17 protein-coding genes are annotated in these 20,876 nt (G+C 31.8%); all 17 read left to right on the plus strand.

Annotated elements, in window-relative coordinates; all coding sequences use genetic code 11:
• Window positions 1–241: 241 nt before the first annotated feature.
• The 17 genes from ACS3UD_RS01395 to ACS3UD_RS01475 all read left to right on the plus strand — a co-directional run bounded on the left by ACS3UD_RS01395 (window position 242) and on the right by ACS3UD_RS01475 (window position 20,874).
• Window positions 242–1,117: a DUF6282 family protein gene (locus ACS3UD_RS01395; protein ID WP_308138114.1), complete on the plus strand. Its 876-nt coding sequence runs from the start codon at window positions 242–244 to the stop codon at window positions 1,115–1,117.
• A 53-nt stretch (window positions 1,118–1,170) separates the two neighbouring features.
• Complete coding sequence (locus ACS3UD_RS01400) at window positions 1,171–1,563, plus strand: cupin domain-containing protein (protein WP_308138113.1); 393 nt, start codon at window positions 1,171–1,173, stop codon at window positions 1,561–1,563.
• 7 nt (window positions 1,564–1,570) lie between these two features.
• Complete coding sequence (locus ACS3UD_RS01405) at window positions 1,571–2,767, plus strand: tRNA-dihydrouridine synthase (protein WP_308138112.1); 1,197 nt, start codon at window positions 1,571–1,573, stop codon at window positions 2,765–2,767.
• Between the two features lie 14 nt (window positions 2,768–2,781).
• Complete coding sequence (locus ACS3UD_RS01410; RefSeq protein WP_308138111.1) at window positions 2,782–3,780, plus strand: TAXI family TRAP transporter solute-binding subunit; 999 nt, start codon at window positions 2,782–2,784, stop codon at window positions 3,778–3,780.
• 19 nt (window positions 3,781–3,799) lie between these two features.
• On the plus strand, window positions 3,800–5,689 hold the full coding sequence (locus tag ACS3UD_RS01415) for a TRAP transporter permease (protein ID WP_308138110.1): 1,890 nt from the start codon (window positions 3,800–3,802) through the stop codon (window positions 5,687–5,689).
• Between the two features lie 22 nt (window positions 5,690–5,711).
• Entirely contained in the window at window positions 5,712–5,915 is a 204-nt protein-coding gene (locus ACS3UD_RS01420; protein WP_308138109.1) for a 2-hydroxymuconate tautomerase, read from the plus strand.
• 41 nt (window positions 5,916–5,956) lie between these two features.
• The gene (locus tag ACS3UD_RS01425; RefSeq protein ID WP_308138108.1) at window positions 5,957–6,757 is read left to right on the plus strand and encodes an HpcH/HpaI aldolase family protein; all 801 of its coding nucleotides are present in this window, start codon (window positions 5,957–5,959) and stop codon (window positions 6,755–6,757) included.
• Window positions 6,758–7,303: 546 nt separating this feature from the next.
• Window positions 7,304–7,804, plus strand: a complete 501-nt coding sequence (locus ACS3UD_RS01430) for a YdcF family protein (RefSeq protein WP_440977718.1) — start codon at window positions 7,304–7,306, stop codon at window positions 7,802–7,804.
• 369 nt (window positions 7,805–8,173) lie between these two features.
• A complete protein-coding gene (locus ACS3UD_RS01435; RefSeq protein ID WP_308138106.1) occupies window positions 8,174–8,749 on the plus strand; it encodes a restriction endonuclease subunit S in 576 nt (191 codons plus the stop codon).
• The gene (locus ACS3UD_RS01440) at window positions 8,746–11,955 is read left to right on the plus strand and encodes a type I restriction endonuclease subunit R (RefSeq protein ID WP_308138105.1); all 3,210 of its coding nucleotides are present in this window, start codon (window positions 8,746–8,748) and stop codon (window positions 11,953–11,955) included. The genes ACS3UD_RS01435 and ACS3UD_RS01440 overlap by 4 nt, the downstream gene beginning before the upstream one ends.
• Window positions 11,956–12,031: 76 nt before the next feature.
• Entirely contained in the window at window positions 12,032–13,168 is a 1,137-nt protein-coding gene (locus ACS3UD_RS01445; protein WP_308138104.1) for a restriction endonuclease subunit S, read from the plus strand.
• Window positions 13,169–13,200: 32 nt separating this feature from the next.
• Window positions 13,201–14,790 carry a type I restriction-modification system subunit M gene (locus ACS3UD_RS01450; protein WP_308138103.1) on the plus strand — a complete coding sequence of 530 codons (1,590 nt, stop codon included), beginning with the start codon at window positions 13,201–13,203 and terminating at the stop codon, window positions 14,788–14,790.
• 439 nt (window positions 14,791–15,229) lie between these two features.
• Window positions 15,230–16,540, plus strand: coding sequence for a hypothetical protein (locus ACS3UD_RS01455; protein ID WP_308138102.1), 1,311 nt, complete (start codon window positions 15,230–15,232; stop codon window positions 16,538–16,540).
• A 1-nt stretch (window position 16,541) separates the two neighbouring features.
• Entirely contained in the window at window positions 16,542–17,177 is a 636-nt protein-coding gene (locus tag ACS3UD_RS01460; RefSeq protein WP_308138101.1) for a response regulator, read from the plus strand.
• Window positions 17,178–17,179: 2 nt separating this feature from the next.
• Window positions 17,180–18,850, plus strand: coding sequence for a sensor histidine kinase (locus ACS3UD_RS01465; RefSeq protein WP_308138100.1), 1,671 nt, complete (start codon window positions 17,180–17,182; stop codon window positions 18,848–18,850).
• Between the two features lie 193 nt (window positions 18,851–19,043).
• Window positions 19,044–19,856, plus strand: a complete 813-nt coding sequence (locus ACS3UD_RS01470) for a TIGR00266 family protein (RefSeq protein WP_308138099.1) — start codon at window positions 19,044–19,046, stop codon at window positions 19,854–19,856.
• On the plus strand, window positions 19,786–20,874 hold the full coding sequence (locus ACS3UD_RS01475; RefSeq protein WP_308138098.1) for a DUF5067 domain-containing protein: 1,089 nt from the start codon (window positions 19,786–19,788) through the stop codon (window positions 20,872–20,874). Before ACS3UD_RS01470 ends, ACS3UD_RS01475 begins: the two co-directional genes overlap by 71 nt.
• The last annotated feature ends 2 nt before the right edge of the window (window positions 20,875–20,876 follow it).

Genomic DNA, 20,876 nt, shown 5'->3' on the forward strand with positions numbered 1-20,876 from the left:
TTAAAAATAACAATACAATATTATATCAATAATACAAAAATGAATCAACTGAATTATTAAAATAAATTGTCAGATTGCTTTTAGTTTTAACTAATCTATATATTGTGTTCATTTCTTCCGAAAAACACAACATACAGTGCTTTTTGTTTTAAATAACATAATTATACTTTAAATTATAAAATTGGCACACCGATTGCTATATATAATATTGTAAAACATTTTTAAATGAATGGAGAAAAGTATGAAAAGAGATATACTTAAAGGCATTATAGACATACATGTCCATGCAGGACCCTCAGTAGCCAGTCGGTCTGTCGATGCTGCAGAGATGCTTAAGCAAGCTGAGGAAGCAGGATATGCCGGATTTTTGGTTAAAGATCATTATTTTCCAAGTATGCTTGGTACTAAGATGATTGAAAAACACTTAGGTAAAGGAAGTTGTAAAGTATATGGTTCTATAGCTTTAAACAATTCAATAGGTCTTTTCAATCTAAAGGCATTGGATACTGCAAAGCAAATGGATGCGAAAATTATATATTTTCCGACTGTATCAACAAAAAAACATATAGATGATCATAGTAAAGCAGCTTTTGTGGGAGCAGGAAAATCAAAAGTTGATGAAAAACCTGTTGTTTATGTAGATGAAAATGGTAAAATGGATGAATTTGCTGTTGAGTGTTTAAAATACATAGCTGAAAATGATATGGTGCTGGGAACAGGACATGGTACTTTGTGGGAAGTAGATCATTTAGTTCATAAGGCGGTTGAATTAGGAGTAAAAAGGATACTTGTAAATCATCCTCATTATAACGTAGGAGCTTCATATGAAGATATGCTAAGATGGGTGAATTTAGGCGCTTTTATTGAGCTGAATGTATGTGTGTTTGAAAGTGGCTCAAAAATTGGAAACGTAGAAGACATAGTAGCAAAAAAAATGATTGATATTTGCGGTGCCGAACATATAATTTTAGATTCGGATTTAGGACAGTATGGAAACACTATGCCGGTGGAAGGAATGTATAACTTTATTAATTTGTTAATGGACAAGTATGGAGTAACTGAAGAACAAATCAATCTTATGACAAAACACAATCCTGCTATTTTGTTAAATTTATAAATTATAATTAGATTTTATATATTAAATGATATTACATTATTAGGAGGCATATAATGGCAAGAATCGAATCAGGAAATTGGAATAAACTTCCTTGGCAAGAAGTAAGAGAAGGAATTTCAAGAGTTGTATTTGGTACAGGAGTGGATAATATTAGTTGTACAATTAATAAAGTGGATAATGGCAATGAGGTTAGACCTCATAGTCATCCAAATGAACAGATTGCATTAGTTGTGAAAGGCGAATGTGATTACTATGTAGATGGGAAAGCATACAGATTGACACCGGGTTCATGGGTTAGTGTACCGGCAAATATTGAGCATTATATACATGTTTATGACAGTCCGGTTCCATGTATGCAAATGGACATTTTCTTTCCCGTTAGACCTGAATATACGGTGTCATATAGTAATTTTATAGCAGAATTAAAAAATAAAAATGAGGAATGAGAATAAAATGAACAAAATGTTCCAAACGAAATTCTTAGGAATTAAATTTAAGAACCCAATCATTGTTGCATCAACAGATATATCAAGAGAAATGGACAGCTTTAAATTGTTTGCAAAATCCGGAGTAGGGGGTATCATAACAAAATCTGTTACTGATGCTAAAGCTTTACAAACTGCAAAGATAACTATGATGGATATCCGCGACATGAATCAAAATAAAATATACGGAGAAATACCAAAAAGTTATTACTTTTTTTCAAGGGGTGGTTCCATGCTTACCATGGAAGAATATATTCCCAAAGCTATTCAACAATTAAAATTTGCAAAAGAAAATAATGTTGTACTGATTGGAAGCATATCAGCAAGTAAAGTTGAAAATTGGGTGAATTATGCAAAAACTTTTGAAGAATTAGGATTTACCATGATAGAACTGAATTTCGGAAATCCACATGGTGAAGCTGCAGACGGGAAATTAGGTTTTTTAATAGGACAATCAAAGGAATTATGTGTTGAGATAGTTAAAGAAATAATGAAAGAAGTTAAAATTCCTATCATTGTTAAGTTAACTCCTCAAATATCAGATATGACATCTTTGGTAAAAGAATTAAAGGATGCCGGTGTTAAGGCAGTTACTATAATGCATAGATATCAAGGATTGATGATTGATGAAGAAACGGATGAGCCTATTATAGGGGGGTGGGCTGCAATAGGCGGACCCTGGATGAAACCTATTACATTGGCTAATTTATCAAAAGTTTACAAAAACACAGGCATTGAGATTTGCGGAGGAAATGGAGTTGATTCTGCAAGAGACATTATTGATTTTATATTGTGTGGTGCAGGCTTAGTGCAAATAGGTTCAACTTTAATGCTCCGGGGAGCTGAATATGTAAATGTTTTGTTGGATGATTTAAAATGTCAGTTAACAAAAAGAAATGTTAAGAACATACAAGATTTGAAAGGTAAAACTGCAGATAAGATAATTTCATATAAACATCTTTGCGACATACCAAGCAGAAAGGCATTGTTTAATAAAGAAGTATGTGATAGTTGTGATGAAAAACAGTGTATAAGCAGATGCTATTTTGGTGGTTTAAAATTGCAAGATGGGAAAATGCAATATAATGAAGATTTTTGCAGCGGTTGTTGCATATGTGAGCATGTATGCGACAAAAATGCTGTTCAAATAAAAACAATAAACTAAAGAGAGGTAATTTTATGAAAATCAAGAGAATTTTATCAGCTTTATTGTTAGTGATGTTAATATTTACGGTAGTTGGATGTTCTGCACCTTCTGATACAGAAGGTAATAATCAATCAAGTCAATCAACATCAGAAGATATAAAAATTAATATTGTTTCAGCAAGTTCTGGAGGTGCCTGGTATTCAATTGGAGGTGCGCTTGCTGAATTATTTAAAACAAATATTTCTAACTCTGTAACTTCAGTTGGCCCAGGCGGAGGAATTTCAAACATATTTAGTGTTTCTAGTAATGAAGCTCAATTAGGTTTTGGTTTCCCGGATGATGTATTGGATGCAGAAGCAGGTGTAGGGGATTTTGAAGGCAACAAATTAACAAATGTAAAAGGTGTTACTGCATTATATCCTGGAGTATTGCACATTGCCACAGCTGAGGGCTCTGATATTAATTCAATAGAAGATTTAAAAGGCAAGGTTTTATGTACACAACAAAAAGGTAATTCTGCTGAAAAAATGATTCGTAAAGTATTAGAAGTTTATGATATGTCATACGATGACTTAGGTAAAGTTAACTTTGTAGGTTTTACTGATGCAGTAGATTTAGTTAAGGATGGACATGCGGATGCAATTGCCTACATGAGCACTTACCCATATGCCGCAATGCAGGACTTAGCTGAATCTAAAGGAGTTAAACTGTTAAGTTTAGATGATGAACACATAGAAAAATTATTGGAAATAAGTCCAGCTTATGATAAGGTAGTGATTCCGGGAGGTATATACAAGGGTTCAGATGAAAATGTATCAGCTATAGGATGCAAGACTATATTATTTGCAAATACTGAAACATCAGAAGATGTTGTATATAATATGACTAAAATAATGTACGAAAATTATGATCAATTATTGACTGTTAACAAGTCTTTAGAACACATGAAACCTGAATATGGTTGTAGCACAGGAATTGGATTGCACCCTGGAGCAGAAAGATATTATAAGGAAATAGGTGTGATTAAGTAAAACTTGAAAGGATATAGCAATGAAAATTGAAAAACAAAGTTTGAATTTTAAGTCTATAATTAAAAGCGTAGCTATAGTTATGAGTTGCTATCATCTATATACCGGGGCATTCGGGATTCCCGAATCCCAGGTACATAGATATATACACTTGCTTTTTGCTTTAATATTGAGTTATGGATCATTTTCAATAAAAAGAGATAAAGTCAGCAAAGTCAAAATATTTGATATAGTTTTGATTGTATTGTCAGTAGTTACTTTAGGTTATTTAATAGTAACATACAAAGTGCTGCAAAATAGAATTTTATTTGTAACACCATTAACAATTATTCAAAAGGTTACTTTTGTATTAATACTAGTTCTTGTTTTGGAAGCAACTAGAAGATTAACCGGTTGGACTTTACCGATTGTATGTATAGTATTTTTATTATATGCTTTATTTGGAGACAGATTACCAGGTATGCTGTCCCATACCGGATTTTCGTTTACTAAGATATTAGAACAATTAGCACTTACTTCAGAAGGGATTTTTGGAAGTGCATTAGGCATTACCGCAACATATGTAATTATGTTCATTATATTCGCATCATTTTTGGAAGTAACAGGTGCGGGACAATTTTTCATCGACCTTTCAACAGGAGTAACTGGTTCTAAGAGAGGAGGACCTGCAAAAGTTGCAGTAGTAGCAAGTGCACTTTTTGGAAGTATATCCGGTAGTTCTGTAGCAAATGTTGTAAGTACTGGAACATTTACAATACCATTAATAAAAAGCGTGGGTTATTCACCTGTATTTGCAGGTGCTGTTGAGGCAGTTGCTTCTTCAGGGGGACAAATAATGCCACCGATTATGGCGGCTGTAGCTTTTATAATGGCAGATTATTTAGGGGTATCTTATATGGCTATAGTTAAAGCTGCATTGATACCGGCACTGTTGTATTATTTTTGCTTATTTTTTATGGTTGATGCAAGAGCTGTTAAGTTGAATATTAAAGGTCTTTCTAAGGAGTCTTTGCCAAATACCAAGGATGTTTTATCTAATGGTTGGTATATGTTAATTCCTTTTGTAGTTTTGGTTGGTTTAATGATGGCAAAATATACTCCTATGATAGCAGGTTTTTACGCCTTGGTTACTTTAATAGCAGTTTTTTTAGTAAAAAACAGAAAAATTTTAACGTTGCAAAAGATGTTGCTGGGTTTAGAAGGTGGCGCTAAAAGCATATTAAGTGTTTCAGTAACAAGTGCCTGTGCTGGTATTATAGTTGGAGTTATAATGTTAACAGGTTTGGGATTAAAGTTTACTTCTCTGATAGTTGTATATTCTAATGGCAATTTAGTATTAGCTATGTTTTTCTCAGCGATTGTTGCCATAATATTGGGTATGGGTCTGCCAACTGTTCCTGCATATATTGTAATGTCTTCATTAGTAGCTCCTGCTTTAATTCAGATGGGGGCGATTCCAATAGCGGCACATATGTTTGTTTTGTATTTTTCAGTTATATCTTGTATTACCCCGCCAGTTGCCATAGCATCATATGCGGCTGCTGCCATATCTGATGCAGATCCAATGAAGGTTGGTGTTCAATCTGTTAAATTAGGTATTGTTGCTTATATAGTGCCATTTTTGTTTGTCTTAAATCCGATACTATTGTCGCAGGGGAATCTTATAGCTGTATTATGGACTTTTTCCACTGCACTTTTGGGCTGTATGGCTTTAACGTGGGGAATTGAAGGTGTTGTATCAAAACCAATAAGTGTTGTAAATAGAATTATTAATTTTATAGCAGCTTTCTTATTATTATATCCAGAGGGAAATACCGATATAATTGGTTTGCTGTTATTTATATGGATTATTTATTCATGTAAATATAAAGTGTATAAAGAAAATTTAAAATTAAGCGTTACAGAAAATTAAAAAATAATAATGGGGTGAATATATGCCGATAATTCAAGTTAATTTGGTTGAAGGTAGAATTTTAGAACAGAAAGAGAAATTAATTAGAAAAATGACAGATGTTGTTTCCGAAGTGTTAAGTTGTCCCACATCAACTATAAGAATTATGATAAACGAAATGAAATCGGAACATTTAGGTATTGATGGTGAATCAATGCGTATAAGAAGGTTAAAAAATAATTCGTGACATAATATTTTATTCCGGTATTTTTAATAGGTGGTGAAAGTATGAATAAGCAATATTCATTAAGACAAAGGATATTCAATAAAGAAGTAGTAGTTGGGATGTTTGTTAAGTTTAATAGTCAAGCTATTGCTGAAATGATAGGAAATTCAGGATTTGATTTTATTATAATAGATGCTGAACATTCAAATTATTCTAGCTATGATGTTGAGGGTATTATCAGAGCTAGTGAATGTGCAGGAATGAGTACTGTGGTTAGAGTTAGAGAAGCTATACCTGAAGATGTTCTACATGCACTTGATTCAGGTGCTGATGGTATTCAGATTCCAAGTATAACTTCAATAGAAACAGCAAAAGTGGTATGTAAATCGTCAAAATATTATCCTGAAGGGAACAGAGGATTTACAACTACTCAAAGATCAGCAATGTACAGTTCATGGAATAAGGATGAACCTTATATTGAATATGCAAATAAAAATTCATTAGTTGTAGTACATGTTGAAAATAAAGAAATGGCTGATAAAATAGATGACTTATTGGAAATTCCACAATTAGATGTAATTTTTGTAGGTCCGGCTGATCTAAGTCAATCTATGGGTAAACCAGGTAAAGCAAATGATCCTGAGGTGCTGTCAGTTATAGAAGATGTTTTCAAAAAAACTCTGTCAAAGGGAAAAGCTGTTGGTATTAATTGTACATCTCCAATAGAATTAAAGAAATATGTTAGCCTTGGAGCTACATATATAGCTTATGGATCTGATACAGCTGTTGTTGCAAATGCATTTAAGAAATTAAAAGAATTAGCTGATGGGCTTGGGTTACCCCTGTTAAGACTTCGAAAATAGCGGGTAGAGTAATTGATTCTGCTCGGCTTCTTCTAAGCCAATTGAAGGATAATTCTAAAATCTAATGATAAAGGAAAACTCCAAAACTATTTATAGCATCATGCAATCAATTTAAATATTTAGATATTTTAGCTGAAACAGAAAAAAAAGTATTGAAACAGAAAATAAATATAGTACCAAGAATTCTTGGTACCATCAGAATGTAGACAAAGTCGTAAAATTTTTTGCTAAATCTTACGACTTTTTGTATATAAAATAATAAAAACGTTGAAATTATGGACTTTTTGAGAAGTTTATATATAATAAAATCATAAAAATTCGGGCGGTGCTTACCATGATGAGTAAAGATAAAGAAAAGAAAAGAGAACAAGTACAAATAATGTTTTAAAATGGACCCTATGTCAAGGACAATTAAAAAAAGAGTTTAAGCAGCTATCAAGACGAGAGATAATAAGCTACAAAATATCAAAGAGACCAACAGCAGAAAATATAATGGAGGCCTTAAAAGATCTCATCAGCATAATAACATTAAATGGAGGCGCTGACATGGGGATAGTGTGGGTTGCTATCATTATTGGAAGTCTTGTATTATCCTTTAAAAAGCCATTTCATTTTTTGTTTTCCAATAAATATTTTAAGCTATTATTTTTGGGGGTATGCTTAATATTTGTAATCATTGAGGGTGTTATTGTGTTTCAAGGTATAGGATTTAATACAGTTAATAACTGCGATTACCTTATTGTTTTTGGCGCAAGAGTACGGGGAGAAACACCTTCATTAACACTTAAATATTGTTTAGATGTAGCTTATGATTATTTATCTAAAAATCCAGATACTCAAGCTATTTTATCAGGAGGACAAGGAGAAGGTGAAAATATCTCAGAAGCCGAGGCAATGAAGCGCTACCTTGTTAAAAAAGGCATCTCGGTTGACCGGCTTATGTTAGAAAATCAATCAAGAGACACTGTAGAAAATCTCAAATATTCTTTTAGAATGATAGACATATCAGAAAAAGATTTGCAATGGATTATAACTATATGTTTCTAATATGAGTCTTTTTTTGTACCGCCAAGTGATGTGAATTTTGAAGAAATGAGCATGGAAAAAATGATGGAAAATTGGTAAGAAACTTGGAGCCAAGGCAGTAAAACATATGGAGCAAAGTGGAACGGACTAGTATATAAAACACCTGTACTCCACCATATAGGAAGTCAAATATTGATACAATAGAAAGCCCTGATTTCAGGGGCTTTTCGTGATTTTTGGGGAGAATGAGTGTTTAAAAAGCAAGGACTGAGTATAAAGTTTAAAAATGTAATTTTAAAAAATTACATTTTTAACAGTTGCAATAAAATTCCTTTTGTGATATGATTACATTATGGTAAATAAAGTAATTTTAGAAAGGCACGATATTTTATGAAAAAGTTAAGTGAATTAGTTGAGTTAGTAAGTGGATCGCCTCAGTTTAGAATTACTGAAGTGTTTGATGAAAAAACACCGCTTTTTACTTATTATAGTCAGACAGATTTAACAGATGATTTGGTAGGAATTATTTCAAAAACTGTGGACAACAAACAAGTCAGGACCAATGATAAATTAAATACCTTGTGCGATGGTGATGTAGTATTTAGTTTAATCACGGGAGTTTCAACAATAGTAAGAAAAGAGCATGAGGGATATATTTATACGCAAAACTACGTTAAGTTATTACCTAACAATAAAATTGATTCAAAGTTTTTGGTTTATCTTATTAATGAAAATAAAACAATCAAGAAACAGTTTATGCTGGGACTGCAAGGCTCTCAAGTTTTAAAATATACTCTAAAGCAACTTAAAGAGCTTGAAATACCCAAAATACCTTGCATAGATAAGCAAATAATTATAGGACAAGTTTATTTTAATCAGTTAAAGCTACAATCCCTTAGAAATAGAGCAGCAGAACTTGAAACAAAAATCAGATTATCCAAGTTAGAGGAGGTATGCGAAAGATGAATGAAGAGAAATTTGAAACTGAGTTAATACAGTATATTACAAGTGGAACAATAACTAAACCTGAACACTTAGAAGGAATCAGCGATTTTATTGTTGGAGAAAAACCTGCTGATTACTGTATAAAAACAAAACTGTGGAAGTATGAACCAAAAATTAAAACTACAGAAAAGCTTTGGGATAACTTTAAAGAGATTCTTGAGAGGCACAATCAAAATACACTTGATCATCCTTTAAGTACTGTAGAATTTAATCAAGTCAAAAAAATTATATCCAATATTCAAACACCATATGAAGCTGGACAATTTTTATATGGACTTAATGGTGTATCGCAAATCGAAATTGATTTAGATGATGGTCGTCACGTGTTCTTAACAGTTTTTGATCAAAAACAAATTGGTGCTGGAGATACAGTGTATCAAGTAGTTAATCAGATTGAACGTCCTGCAGTTATCACTGGAAAACAAAATCGTCGTTTTGATACGACACTTCTTATCAATGGTCTACCTATAATACAAATTGAAGAAAAACGTGATACACATGATGTCAATGAAGCACTAAATCAAATGCATCAATATTCCAAAGAAAATCAATATCGAGATATTTTTTCTACTCTACAAATATTGGTGGCAATTACACCAAATAACGTTAAATATATGGCTAATACCACATCAGATAAGTTTAATAAGGACTTTGCTTTTAACTGGCAACGTAAAAGTGATAATACGATTGTACGTAATTGGAAAGAGTTTGCTGATTCAATGTTAAGTATTCCAATGGCACATCAAATGGCTACTAATTATATGATTTTGGATGGTACAAAAAACAAACAAATGCTAAAGGTAATGCGTCCATATCAAGTATATGCTACCCAGAATGTAATTGAAAATTTAAAACGAGTTGATTTTGAGCTTAGTATAAATAAAGTAGGGTATATCTGGCATACTACTGGTTCAGGTAAGACAATCACTAGTTTTAAAACAGCTTGGCTTGCAAGTCGTATGCCAAAAGTTGATAAAGTTGTATTCTTAGTAGATAGAATTGCTTTAACAAAACAAACAAATGAAAATTATAGGGCCTATGATCCAGATGCTAATGAAGATATGATAGGTAGTGTTCAGAATACATATAATACTAATGATTTAAGTCGTAAATTAAAGAGCAAAGATAATAATATTGTTGTTACTTCTGTTCAAAAGCTTGATACTTTAGTAAAACGTAAATCTTTTAAATCACCTGATAAAAATATTGTATTTATAGTGGATGAGGCACATCGTTCAACTGGTGGTGAAAGTTTTGAAAAAATACAAAAAGCTTTCAAGAAGTCTGCTTGGGTTGGCTATACGGGAACACCAATGTTTGATGAAACTACTAATGGCTTACGCACTGAAGATATTTTTGGGCCATTGTTACACGCCTATACCATTCGTGAAGCAATAGCAGATAGAAATGTTTTGGGATTTAAAGTAGATTTTGAAACAACGATTGATGAAAAACAAATGAAATTAAAATATCTACCAAGTTTTTATAAAGAACGCTATCCAAAGTGGACAGAAAAACAAATTCAAGAGAAGATTAATAATCTAAGTCAAGAGGATATGGATGATGCGGTTGAACCAAGTTTTTATGATGAAAATTCGGAACACATCAAGTTAGTAGTTAAAGATATTTTCAAGAATTGGCGAAATCGTTCAAACGAAGGAAAATATAATGCACTTTTTACCACTCATGTTGGTGGTGGGAAAGCTAGTACTCCAATGGCAATGATGTATTTTAATGAATTTCAACGAGTAAATGCTGAAAATAGGAAAAACGGTGGACGAACATTAAAAGTAGCAGTTACATTTAGCCAAAATTCATCCAATAATGATAGCATGCTTGCCACTAATCAAAATTTACATGATGCCATTAAAGCCTATAACAAAGAGTTTAGTACAAGCTTTGGTATGGATGATGTAGCAGGATATACACAAGATGTTACTAGTCGTCTGAATAAAACAGCTACAGATAAAAACTTTCTAGATATTGTGATTGTGGTAGATCAACTTTTGACTGGATTTGATGCACCAGAACTTAATACCCTTTATGTTGATAGAACACTTAAAGGAGCTGGACTTATTCAAGCTTATTCAAGAACAAATCGTATTGCTGATATGCAAGAAAAACCTTGGGGGCGTATTGTAAACTATCGTTGGCCTGCTCAAAATGAGAAGTTGATGAATCAAGCTCTTGCAATTTATGCTAATAAAGCTTCTGCAATTTTATCAGAAGATGAGAAGCGTAAATCTAACCAAGAGGATGGAATTATTGCTAAACCTTTTGAAGAGGTATTTAATGAAGTTAAAGATGTTGTTAAGAAATTAGACAGTTTAACTAATAAATTTCAACAGTTACCACCTTCTGAGAAGCAAAAAGAACATATGCTTGATTTATTGCGTGATTATAATGTTGGTGTGGCTAAATTAAAACAATATGCACCTGAAGAAGTTAATGGAAATGCAGTAGGCTTTGATTACGAAAATCCTGATGAGTTAGTTGAAAAATTAGGCATGACAAGTGAAGAGGAAACTATGCTTACTACAGTTTTAACCAATGAGCTTAAACAACATATATCAAAAGAAAAGAAAATTCCTTTTTATCAAATTGAGTTAAAAATGACTCATGTTAAGGATGTGAAAATAGATTATGATTATTTAACTGAATTGGTAGAACAATTATTAAATCAAGTACATGAGGGTAAGAACCAAGAAGCACAAACTACAAAAGAAAAAATTGATCAATTTGCCAATGGTTTAGAAGATAGAAATTATGCTATGAAAATTATGAATGCAGCAATGGCTATTATCAAAGGGTATTATCCGCCGGAGGGTACTAATCTTAAATATCCAGTAAATCTTAACGATAGTGAAGAAATTATTCAAGCGGCTAACAATGTAAGTCTTGATAGACTATTCTTAGATTTTAGAGTAAAGTGGGGAATCACAGATATTATCACAAGTGCTCAGATGCGCGAATTATTTAGTTGTCATCGTTATGGTATGCAAGATTTAGATGATACTGGCCAAATTCGAGATATAATTGCAAAAGCAAGCTTGGATTACAAGACATTAGCACATGACGAAGATATACAGGCTTTATCTAGAATCAAGTACCGCAACGGTTTGCGTGAGGCTATTTATGAATTGGCTGATGATCAGGCTGAAAGTTAAATTATATCTAATTATACTTTTCAAAATTAATTATTAAGCCGTCAACTATGAATTGACAGTTAAGATAGGAGATAAAATGGATAATAATAAAGAGAATGTACCTAAAATAAGGTTCCCAGGATTTACTGACCCTTGGGAACAGCGTAAGTTGAGCGATGAAACCAATTCTATTGATACTGGTAAAAGCAAGTTTTCATCTAAAAATGATGGAAAATATGAAATCTTAGGTTCAACATCTGTTATTGGATATGATAATAACTATGACTATGAGGGAGATTTTTTACTAACCGCCAGAGTTGGAGCAAATGCAGGAGAATTATATAGGCACTCTGGAAAGGTTAAAATAAGCGATAATACCGTATTTATTCAGGGTGAAAACTTGGATTTTACCTATTATATGCTTATGAACTTTGATATCAAAAAATTATCTTTTGGAACCGGACAACCACTAGTTAAAGCTAGTGAACTGAAAGAGCTTAAATTGACGTTACCGGTATCAGAAGAAGAAAAAATTCAAATTGGCAAATTCTTTCATAATTTTGACAACCTTATCACCCTTCATCAGCGTAAGTTAAATCACTTACAAGATAAGAAGAGAGGTTTGTTGCAAAAAATGTTTCCTAAAAATGGTGAAAAATTTCCAGAACTTCGTTTTCCAGGATTTGCTGACCCTTGGGAACAGCGTAAGTTAGGAGATGTTTTTGAGGAATATTCGGAAAAGAACCATGAAGAACTTCCTCCGCTAACAATTATTCAAGGCAAGGGAACAATAAGGAGAGATGAATCAGATAGAAATCTGCAATTTGATAAAAAAAGTTTATTAAATTATAAGATGGTAGAAAAAGATGATTTCATAGTTCATTTAAGATCATTTGAAGGTGGATTAGAAAAATCGAATTTTACTGGAATCATAAGTCCAGCCTATCATACATTACATGGTAATGGTGCAGACTCTCGCTTTTATTATGCATATTTTAGATCTCATAACTTTATAAATGTTAAACTAAAACCACATGTATATGGTATTAGAGATGGGCGAAGTATTGATATGGTAGGAATGAAGACTATAAACATTCCGTTCACTTCCCTAAATGAACAGAAAAAGATTGGTGATTTTATAGAGAGTCTCGACACCCTTATCACCTTTCATCAACGTAAGCTAGAGCATTTACAGCAACAAAAGAAGGGACTTTTGCAACAGATGTTTGTATAAAGCAAATTAATAAAAGAGAGGAAATAAAAATAATGAGCAATAATATACAATCAATTACTAATAAATTATGGGCAATGGCAAATGAATTACGTGGAACAATGGATGCATCAGAGTACAAAAATTATATATTGGCATTTATGTTTTATAGATATTTATCAGAACATCAAGAGGAGTATTTGTTAAATAATAATGTTATTGATGTTATAGAGGGGAAGTCTATTAATGAATCCTATAATTCACAAGTAGATAAGTCGGAGTTAGAAGATTATTTACAAGATATTTCAGCAAGCTTAGGATATGCCATTGCTCCAAAGGATACATGGCAGTCATTGATTGATAAAATTAATGATTCACAAGTTATTCCTAGTGATTATCAAACTATTTTTGATAACTTTAATAAAAATGCAGAATTAAATAAAGAAGCAGTAAAAGATTTCCGTGGAGTATTTAATGATATTAATTTAGGAGATTCTCGTCTTGGAAATTCTACAAACGAACGTGCTAAATCACTTAACAACATAGTAAAATTAGTTGATAGTATTGAATACAAAGGTGATGATGGGAAAGACATTTTAGGTGAAATATATGAATACCTAATTGGTCAATTTGCGGCTAGTGCTGGTAAAAAGGGTGGAGAATTCTATACACCACATCAAGTAAGCAAGATTTTAGCCAAAGTAGTAACAAAAGGTGTAGAAAAATCAGATGAACTATTTAGCGTATATGACCCGACAATGGGATCTGGTTCTTTATTACTTACTGTAGGTCAAGAATTACCAAAAGGAATTCCCATGAAGTACTTTGGTCAAGAATTGAATACAACTACATATAACTTGGCACGTATGAATTTAATGATGCATGGTATATCTTATAACAATATGGTATTAAGTAATGCTGATACTTTGGAAAGTGATTGGCCAGATGGTCCAGATGCAAAAGGTATAGATCATCCACGTAGATTTGATGCAGTAGTTGCAAATCCACCATATTCAGCAAAATGGGATAATGATAAAACTAAATTAAAAGACCCACGTTTTAGTGAATATGGAAAGTTAGCACCAGCTTCAAAGGCAGATTACGCTTTTATATTGCATAGTATTTATCACTTAAATGAGACTGGAACAATGGCTATTGTTTTACCTCATGGAGTTTTATTTAGAGGTGCAGCAGAAGGAAAAATAAGAGAAACTTTAATTGGTAAAAATCGTATTGATACAATAATTGGATTGCCAGCAAATTTATTTTATGGAACAAGTATTCCAACAGTAATTTTAGTGTTAAAGAAGAATCGTGAAAATAAAGATATACTATTTATTGATGCAAGTAATGATTTTGAAAAGAATAAAAATCAAAATAATTTAAGAGATAAAGATATTGATAAAATCATAAAAGCATATAAAGAACGCAAAGATGTAGAAAAGTATGCTCATTTGGCATCGATTGAGGAAATTAGAGAAAATTATTTTAATTTAAACATACCACGTTATGTTGATACTTTTGAGGAAGAAGAACCGATTGACTTAGAAGAAATAAATAAGCTGTTGGAACAAGATAATAAGGAAATTGCAGAACTTGAAGCAAAGATTGATGAACAATTGAAAATTTTAGGTGTAAAAAATTAAATTTATTGATAGAGGGAAAGTGAGGTATTCACTTTCCCTCATTTGCTTGGGAACAGCGTAATTTATTGTGCTAATTTTGATAGCAAGCTTTGTCAAGCTTGTCTCGCAAAGATCTCCGGCGGTTGTTAATAAATTATCAGCAAAAGAATAATATTTTTTTATCATTCTCCTTTTGTAAATTGACTAAAGTTGTCAATTTATATATAATACCGTTAACAATGCTGTTGATATGGTTCTTCAAATCAACAAAAATATACAAAAGTTTGAGGCAAGATGCAAACGTTTATAAATGGCAGGGAAGATATGTAGATTCATAAGCATAGATAGGAGAGTGAATGATTTGCTTGATTTAAGGTAGATACGATACCGGAAAAAGCAGTAATTATTGTTAATCTAGCGTTTAAACTTTACCAGCATAAATATATTATCTAAGGAGTTTATGATGGGTGACGGAAGATATTATACTTTTTATCAATTTTATAGTGTTGTAGTACTTGTTTTTATTGTGATGTTTACATTAGCGGTTATCATCACCGCTTATTATAAACATTTGAATAAAAAAGAGGAATTGACCATCCTTTCTCTCGCTTTTGTAAATTTGATTCTTAGAGTCATAGAGGTAGTTATTCCGAATAAAGGTTTAGCTAGTAGCTTTAAATGTATGGCATCTATATTATTTTTAGTTGCCTATTTTTTGCTAATCAATTATTTGTTTGGCAAAAAAATTCAATTAATAAAAGAGATAAAAAATATTTTCTTTGGAATAGTGGTCATTATTTTTGCTTTGATTAGCATTCTGATACAGAACAAAATGTTGATAGAACATTATGAATTTTTCTCAACGAGTTATAGTTTGTTTTATAAGGTATGTGTTATAATGCTCTTAATAAGAGTTTTATATGTTATTGTGAAATGCCAAAGTGCCAAAGAAAATATACATAGAGTTTATAAGAACAAGGTGATTACTTTATGGACATTTATTGGAATATTTATGCCGTTATGTATCTATTTTGTTGGTGTAATCATTGAATTTTCCTATCTTGATTTCATAGAATATATTTTGATGTTTTTGGTGGGATTGCTATTAAGTCTTGGAAGTGATGATCAAGTGCAAATTGGGGTCACAGGCATATTTTTTGATAAAATTGGAGATATGGTGACAGATTTCATTTATGTAACAGATGTGAATGGAAGTATAATATATAAAAATTATTGTGCTAGTAAGTCTCAATATTTTAAAAAGCTAGATAAAATTAATGTGCAGGATATCGATACTTTGTATGAAGGAAATATTCAAAAACGAAAAAAATATTTTGAAAAAGAATACGTTTATCTGACTATTGGAAGTGAAAAACATTATTTTTCTCATAAGATTTCTTTTTTACAATCCAATGATGAAACGCTGGGACACATTATAACAATAACAGAAATCACGCATCTGATGGAGATGCTGTATCAATTGGAAGAACAAAGAAAAAAATCCAAAGAAGCTAATGACAGTCTGAAAAATTATGCTCAAGTTGTGTATCATTTGGAAAAGGAAAAAAAGATTAATTCTATGTTGCAAGAAATTATTGCAACAAGAGAACAGGATATGGAAAATTTAATTTTTCAGATTGTTAACCTTGAAAAAGATATTGATTCCGAAGATTTAGAAGATAAAATTGATGAAACGATTCAATATAATAGTCAAATATTAGAAGATGTAAGAAGTGCTGTATCAGCGTTTAGAGAACACTATGGAGGTTAAAATGATAAACGTAGTACTTGCGGATGATCAAAATTTATTTAAGGAGTCTATTGCGTACATACTAAATCATGATGATGAAATCAATGTAGTCGGGCAAGCCAGTGATGGAATTCAGGCAATAACATTGTGCGAAAATTTAAATCCGGATGTTATACTTATGGACATAGAAATGCCAGGTTTAGATGGCGTTAGTGCTACCAAAAAGATTAAAGAAAAGAATAGCAATATTAAAATTATTATCCTTACCACGTTTGAGAATCCAGACAATATAATGGAATCTTTCATTGCAAGAGCGGATGGATATATTGTAAAAGATATTAGTTATAAGGACTTAATTTTGACTGTAAAATGTGTTTATAGTGGGCTAACGGTAATACATGAAAGTGTGAAACAGATCATAATTGATAGATTTAAAGGGTTAAGCAACTATAAATCACAATACAAAGATATTTTGACTGAAAAGGAAGTCGAGATTATTAAGCTAATAGCCACAGGTAGCAGCAATAAAGAAATTGCTGTGAATCTAAATTATTCAGAAGGAACTATAAAAAACTATGTAAGCAAAATACTATACAAATTAAATATGTCGGATAGAATGCAAATTGCAATATTTGCAATGGAAAATGGGATTGTATAGATATGGAATATAGCGTAGGTGTTAAGGTTGCAACAATTACGCTGTGGAATTTTGCAGCAATAATAGTAAATATCATAGCGTTCATGATACTTTATATGAAAGCAAATAGAAATATTTCTTTAAAGGCTTTTTTTCTTGTACAATTTTCTATGATCATATGGTTGATTGGAAAAGTGTTTAAAACAGTTTCACCAACGGTAGAACTGCGATGGGGGTTTATTGTTTTGTATTACTTTGGTATCTGTTTGTTAGGAGCAAGTTTCTTGGATTTTGCTTATATTTATAACAAAGGAAAACCATTGAAAAAAGGAATTAGGGTAGGAATTTATATTGTTGCACTCGTACAATTTATTATAGTATTAACAAACCCATATCATTATTTATTTTATCGAGTATACCATTTTTGGGGCGATGATTTTGGAAAGCTTTTTTATTTTTTTATAGGGATTACTTATTCGTTTACTTTCATAGGTATGATATTGTGTGGAAATAAATTTAAAAAGCAAATTAAAGATAAATCAAGGATAGAAAAGAGTATTATATATATTGCCATACTGCTACCACTAGTGTTTAATTTTATTTATATTACCCGAATACTAGGATCGCTGTTTGATATTATAGGGATACAGATATTTGATATTACACCAATTGTATACACCTGGTCTATTTTAATATTTATATATGCTACGTTTAAATATGAGTTTTTTGACCTTACACCGTTAATGAAGCATGAGGTAACCAAAAGGTTGGATACACCTATTGTGATTATGAATCAGGACAGTGTTATAATTTATGCTAATGAGAAAGCAAAAGAAATTTTTTTGGATTTGCAAGTGGTGGTAAAATATTTTACAAAAAACATTGCATCTCAAGGAGAAAAAATATTACAATACGAAAATAAATATTATCGATATGCTATCAGCAATTATCAAAGTATTGGCGGTACCAAATTTATTATATCTTTTCATGATATTACTAGTTTGCATATGATTAGTGCGGAAATGGAAAAGGAGAATTATGAACTTACCAATGCCAATAAAAAACTGAAAGAGCAAATAGAAAATCTTAAACAAACCTCACATATTAGTGCAAGAAACTATGTTGCTAGGGAATTACATGATATTATAGGGCATTCGCTTGTTATAACAATGAAACTTCTCGAGGTGGCAAAAATTTCTCTAGAAAAAAATAGAGATAAAACCATTGAAAGTTTTGAAAAAGCTAAATTTTCTGTTAAAAATGGATTTGATGAAATGAAACAACTTAAAAGTAAGCCGACAATAATTATATGCACATCTGCTATTTTAGAAAGAGAAATAAAAAGCATGTTAAAAACTGTTGAAATTAGTGGGGTTAAGACAAATTTCTATTTTAGAGGCAAACAGGATAATATCGATGAAATAGTGTTTGATATTATTAAAAAGATATCTACAGAGCTTGTTACCAATACATTAAAACATGCCAATGCCACCAGTATATTGTTATCTATTACTTTTGACGGTGAAAAAGTTATGATACAGTTAATGGATAATGGAACAGGATTCAAAAATTTGATGAAAGGGAATGGACTAACAGGGATTGATAGCAGGTTAGCTCTTGTGGGTGGAAAAGCGAGATATAGTAGTGAGTTAGGAGAAGGGTTTACTGCAAATATTACCATACCACTTCCCTAATAAATTATATTTATTTCAGACTCAGCTTATGGCGGGGTCTTTTTTTAATTAGAAAAAAGACATTCGGCTAATTGTTTAGTAAAAGAGATTACAATCGTCACTTTTAAAGTGACTACTAGTATATTACACTTTTTACCAATTTCAAGTAAACTTAATAGAGAAAGGTATTTTATATTATTTAGGAGGGGATTTCATGGCAAAATCACACGAAATTGATTTTAATCTTTATGGAGATGATATGCAGTTTGTAGAAATCGAATTGGATGGTGGAGAAAGCGTAGTGGCAGAAGCGGGCGCAATGATGTATATGGATGAAAAGATAAGTATGGAAACTATCTTTGGAGATGGAAGTTCTAACAGTCATGGCAAGGGACTTATGGGGAAGTTAATGGGTGCAGGTAAAAGAGTCATAACGGGGGAAGGCCTTTTTATGACAGTGTTTACGAATACTGTGGGGGAAAAGGCACATGTATCTTTTGCAGCACCATATCCAGGAAAGATAATACCAGTTGTACTAACAGAATTTGGAGGAAATCTTATTTGTCAGAAAGATGCCTTTTTGTGTGCAGCTAAAGGAGTTTCTATTGATATACATATACAAAAGAAAATTGGTGCAGGTTTCTTTGGTGGTGAAGGATTTATTATGCAAAAATTAGAAGGGGATGGTATGGCATTTTTACATGCGGGTGGAACTATTATTCGTAAAGATTTGCAGGAAAACCAAGTTCTAAAATTGGATACAGGTTGTCTTGTTGCTATGACGTCTGATGTGGAGTATGATGTCCAATTTGCAGGAAGTATTAAATCTGGATTATTTGGTGGAGAGGGGCTGTTCCTTGCGACTCTAAAAGGCCCGGGAACTGTTTGGTTGCAGTCTTTACCATTTAGTAGAATGGCTGATAAAGTATATTCTGCGGCAGGCCGAGGTGGTAAAGGTGAATCCAAAGGATTTAATAATCCAATTGAGGAACTATCCGGACTTACAAATTTATTTGGCAGAGATTAAAGGGATAAAAGGAATAGGTAATTATGATGTTTTATTGCAAAAGGAGTGTTTTATGAAACGTAAATTTTTGTTGATTTTAGTGATTTTGGTACTAGGAATGACTATGGTTGGATGTTCTAGTCAAAAAGATGCTATATCGGAAGAAGCTGAAGAAGCGGGAAAAATTGAAGAAGCGGAAGAAGTTGAAGAACAAGAAGATGCACAACCTAATGAAGGAGAAAGTCAAATATTTGGATTAAAAAAATGCGGAGAAGTCTATAAAGGAGCGCAATTAAGTTACAATATTATTGGTGTTAGAACAAAAGAGTATAGTGATGGCGTAAAAAATCTTATTTTAAAACTTGAAGTGTTTAATCATAGTAGCGAGGATATTAACTTCTCTGCTTTTGATAGACTCACGGTATTTGATAAAAACGATGTTGAATATGGCCTTAATATCTTGGCAGATGTGGAAACAGATTTGATTGGAACTATCACCCCAGAAAATAAGATTATGGGTGAAACAGCATTTGAAATTACAGATAGTAATGAAGAAGATTTCGTTTTGAATATAGGTAATAATTTTGAATATAAACCAGCCATTGAGATAACAAAAAATGATATCGATAAAACTTTTTTAGAACAATTTGCTGGAAGTGGCACAAAAAGTGAATATACCATAGGAGTGCCATTAGAGTCAAAACAACTTACTATTTTATTGAAAAGTGCTAATGTAAAATCCAGTGATAAAGAGGGAAAAGAAATTCTTTTGTGTGAGCTTGACATTACAAATAAGACAAAAGAAACGCAAAATTTTATGCTGGGTTTAAATTTTAATGGCGTATATACTGCTGATGGAGTTCGATTAAATGAAGCGGTGAATGATTATACGTTACAAAATACAATTGAGGAAAACCAAACAATAAATGGAATTGCTTCATTCTATATTGAAGAAGGCCGAAAGGATTTCTATATGACAGTAACGCCGGATTTAAATGATTTTGGGAACAAAAAAAATATTGTATTTAGTGTTGAGTAGGA

The sequence above is a fragment of the Sedimentibacter sp. LTW-03 genome, assembly GCF_052059825.1.
Lineage (GTDB): Bacteria > Bacillota > Clostridia > Tissierellales > Sedimentibacteraceae > Sedimentibacter.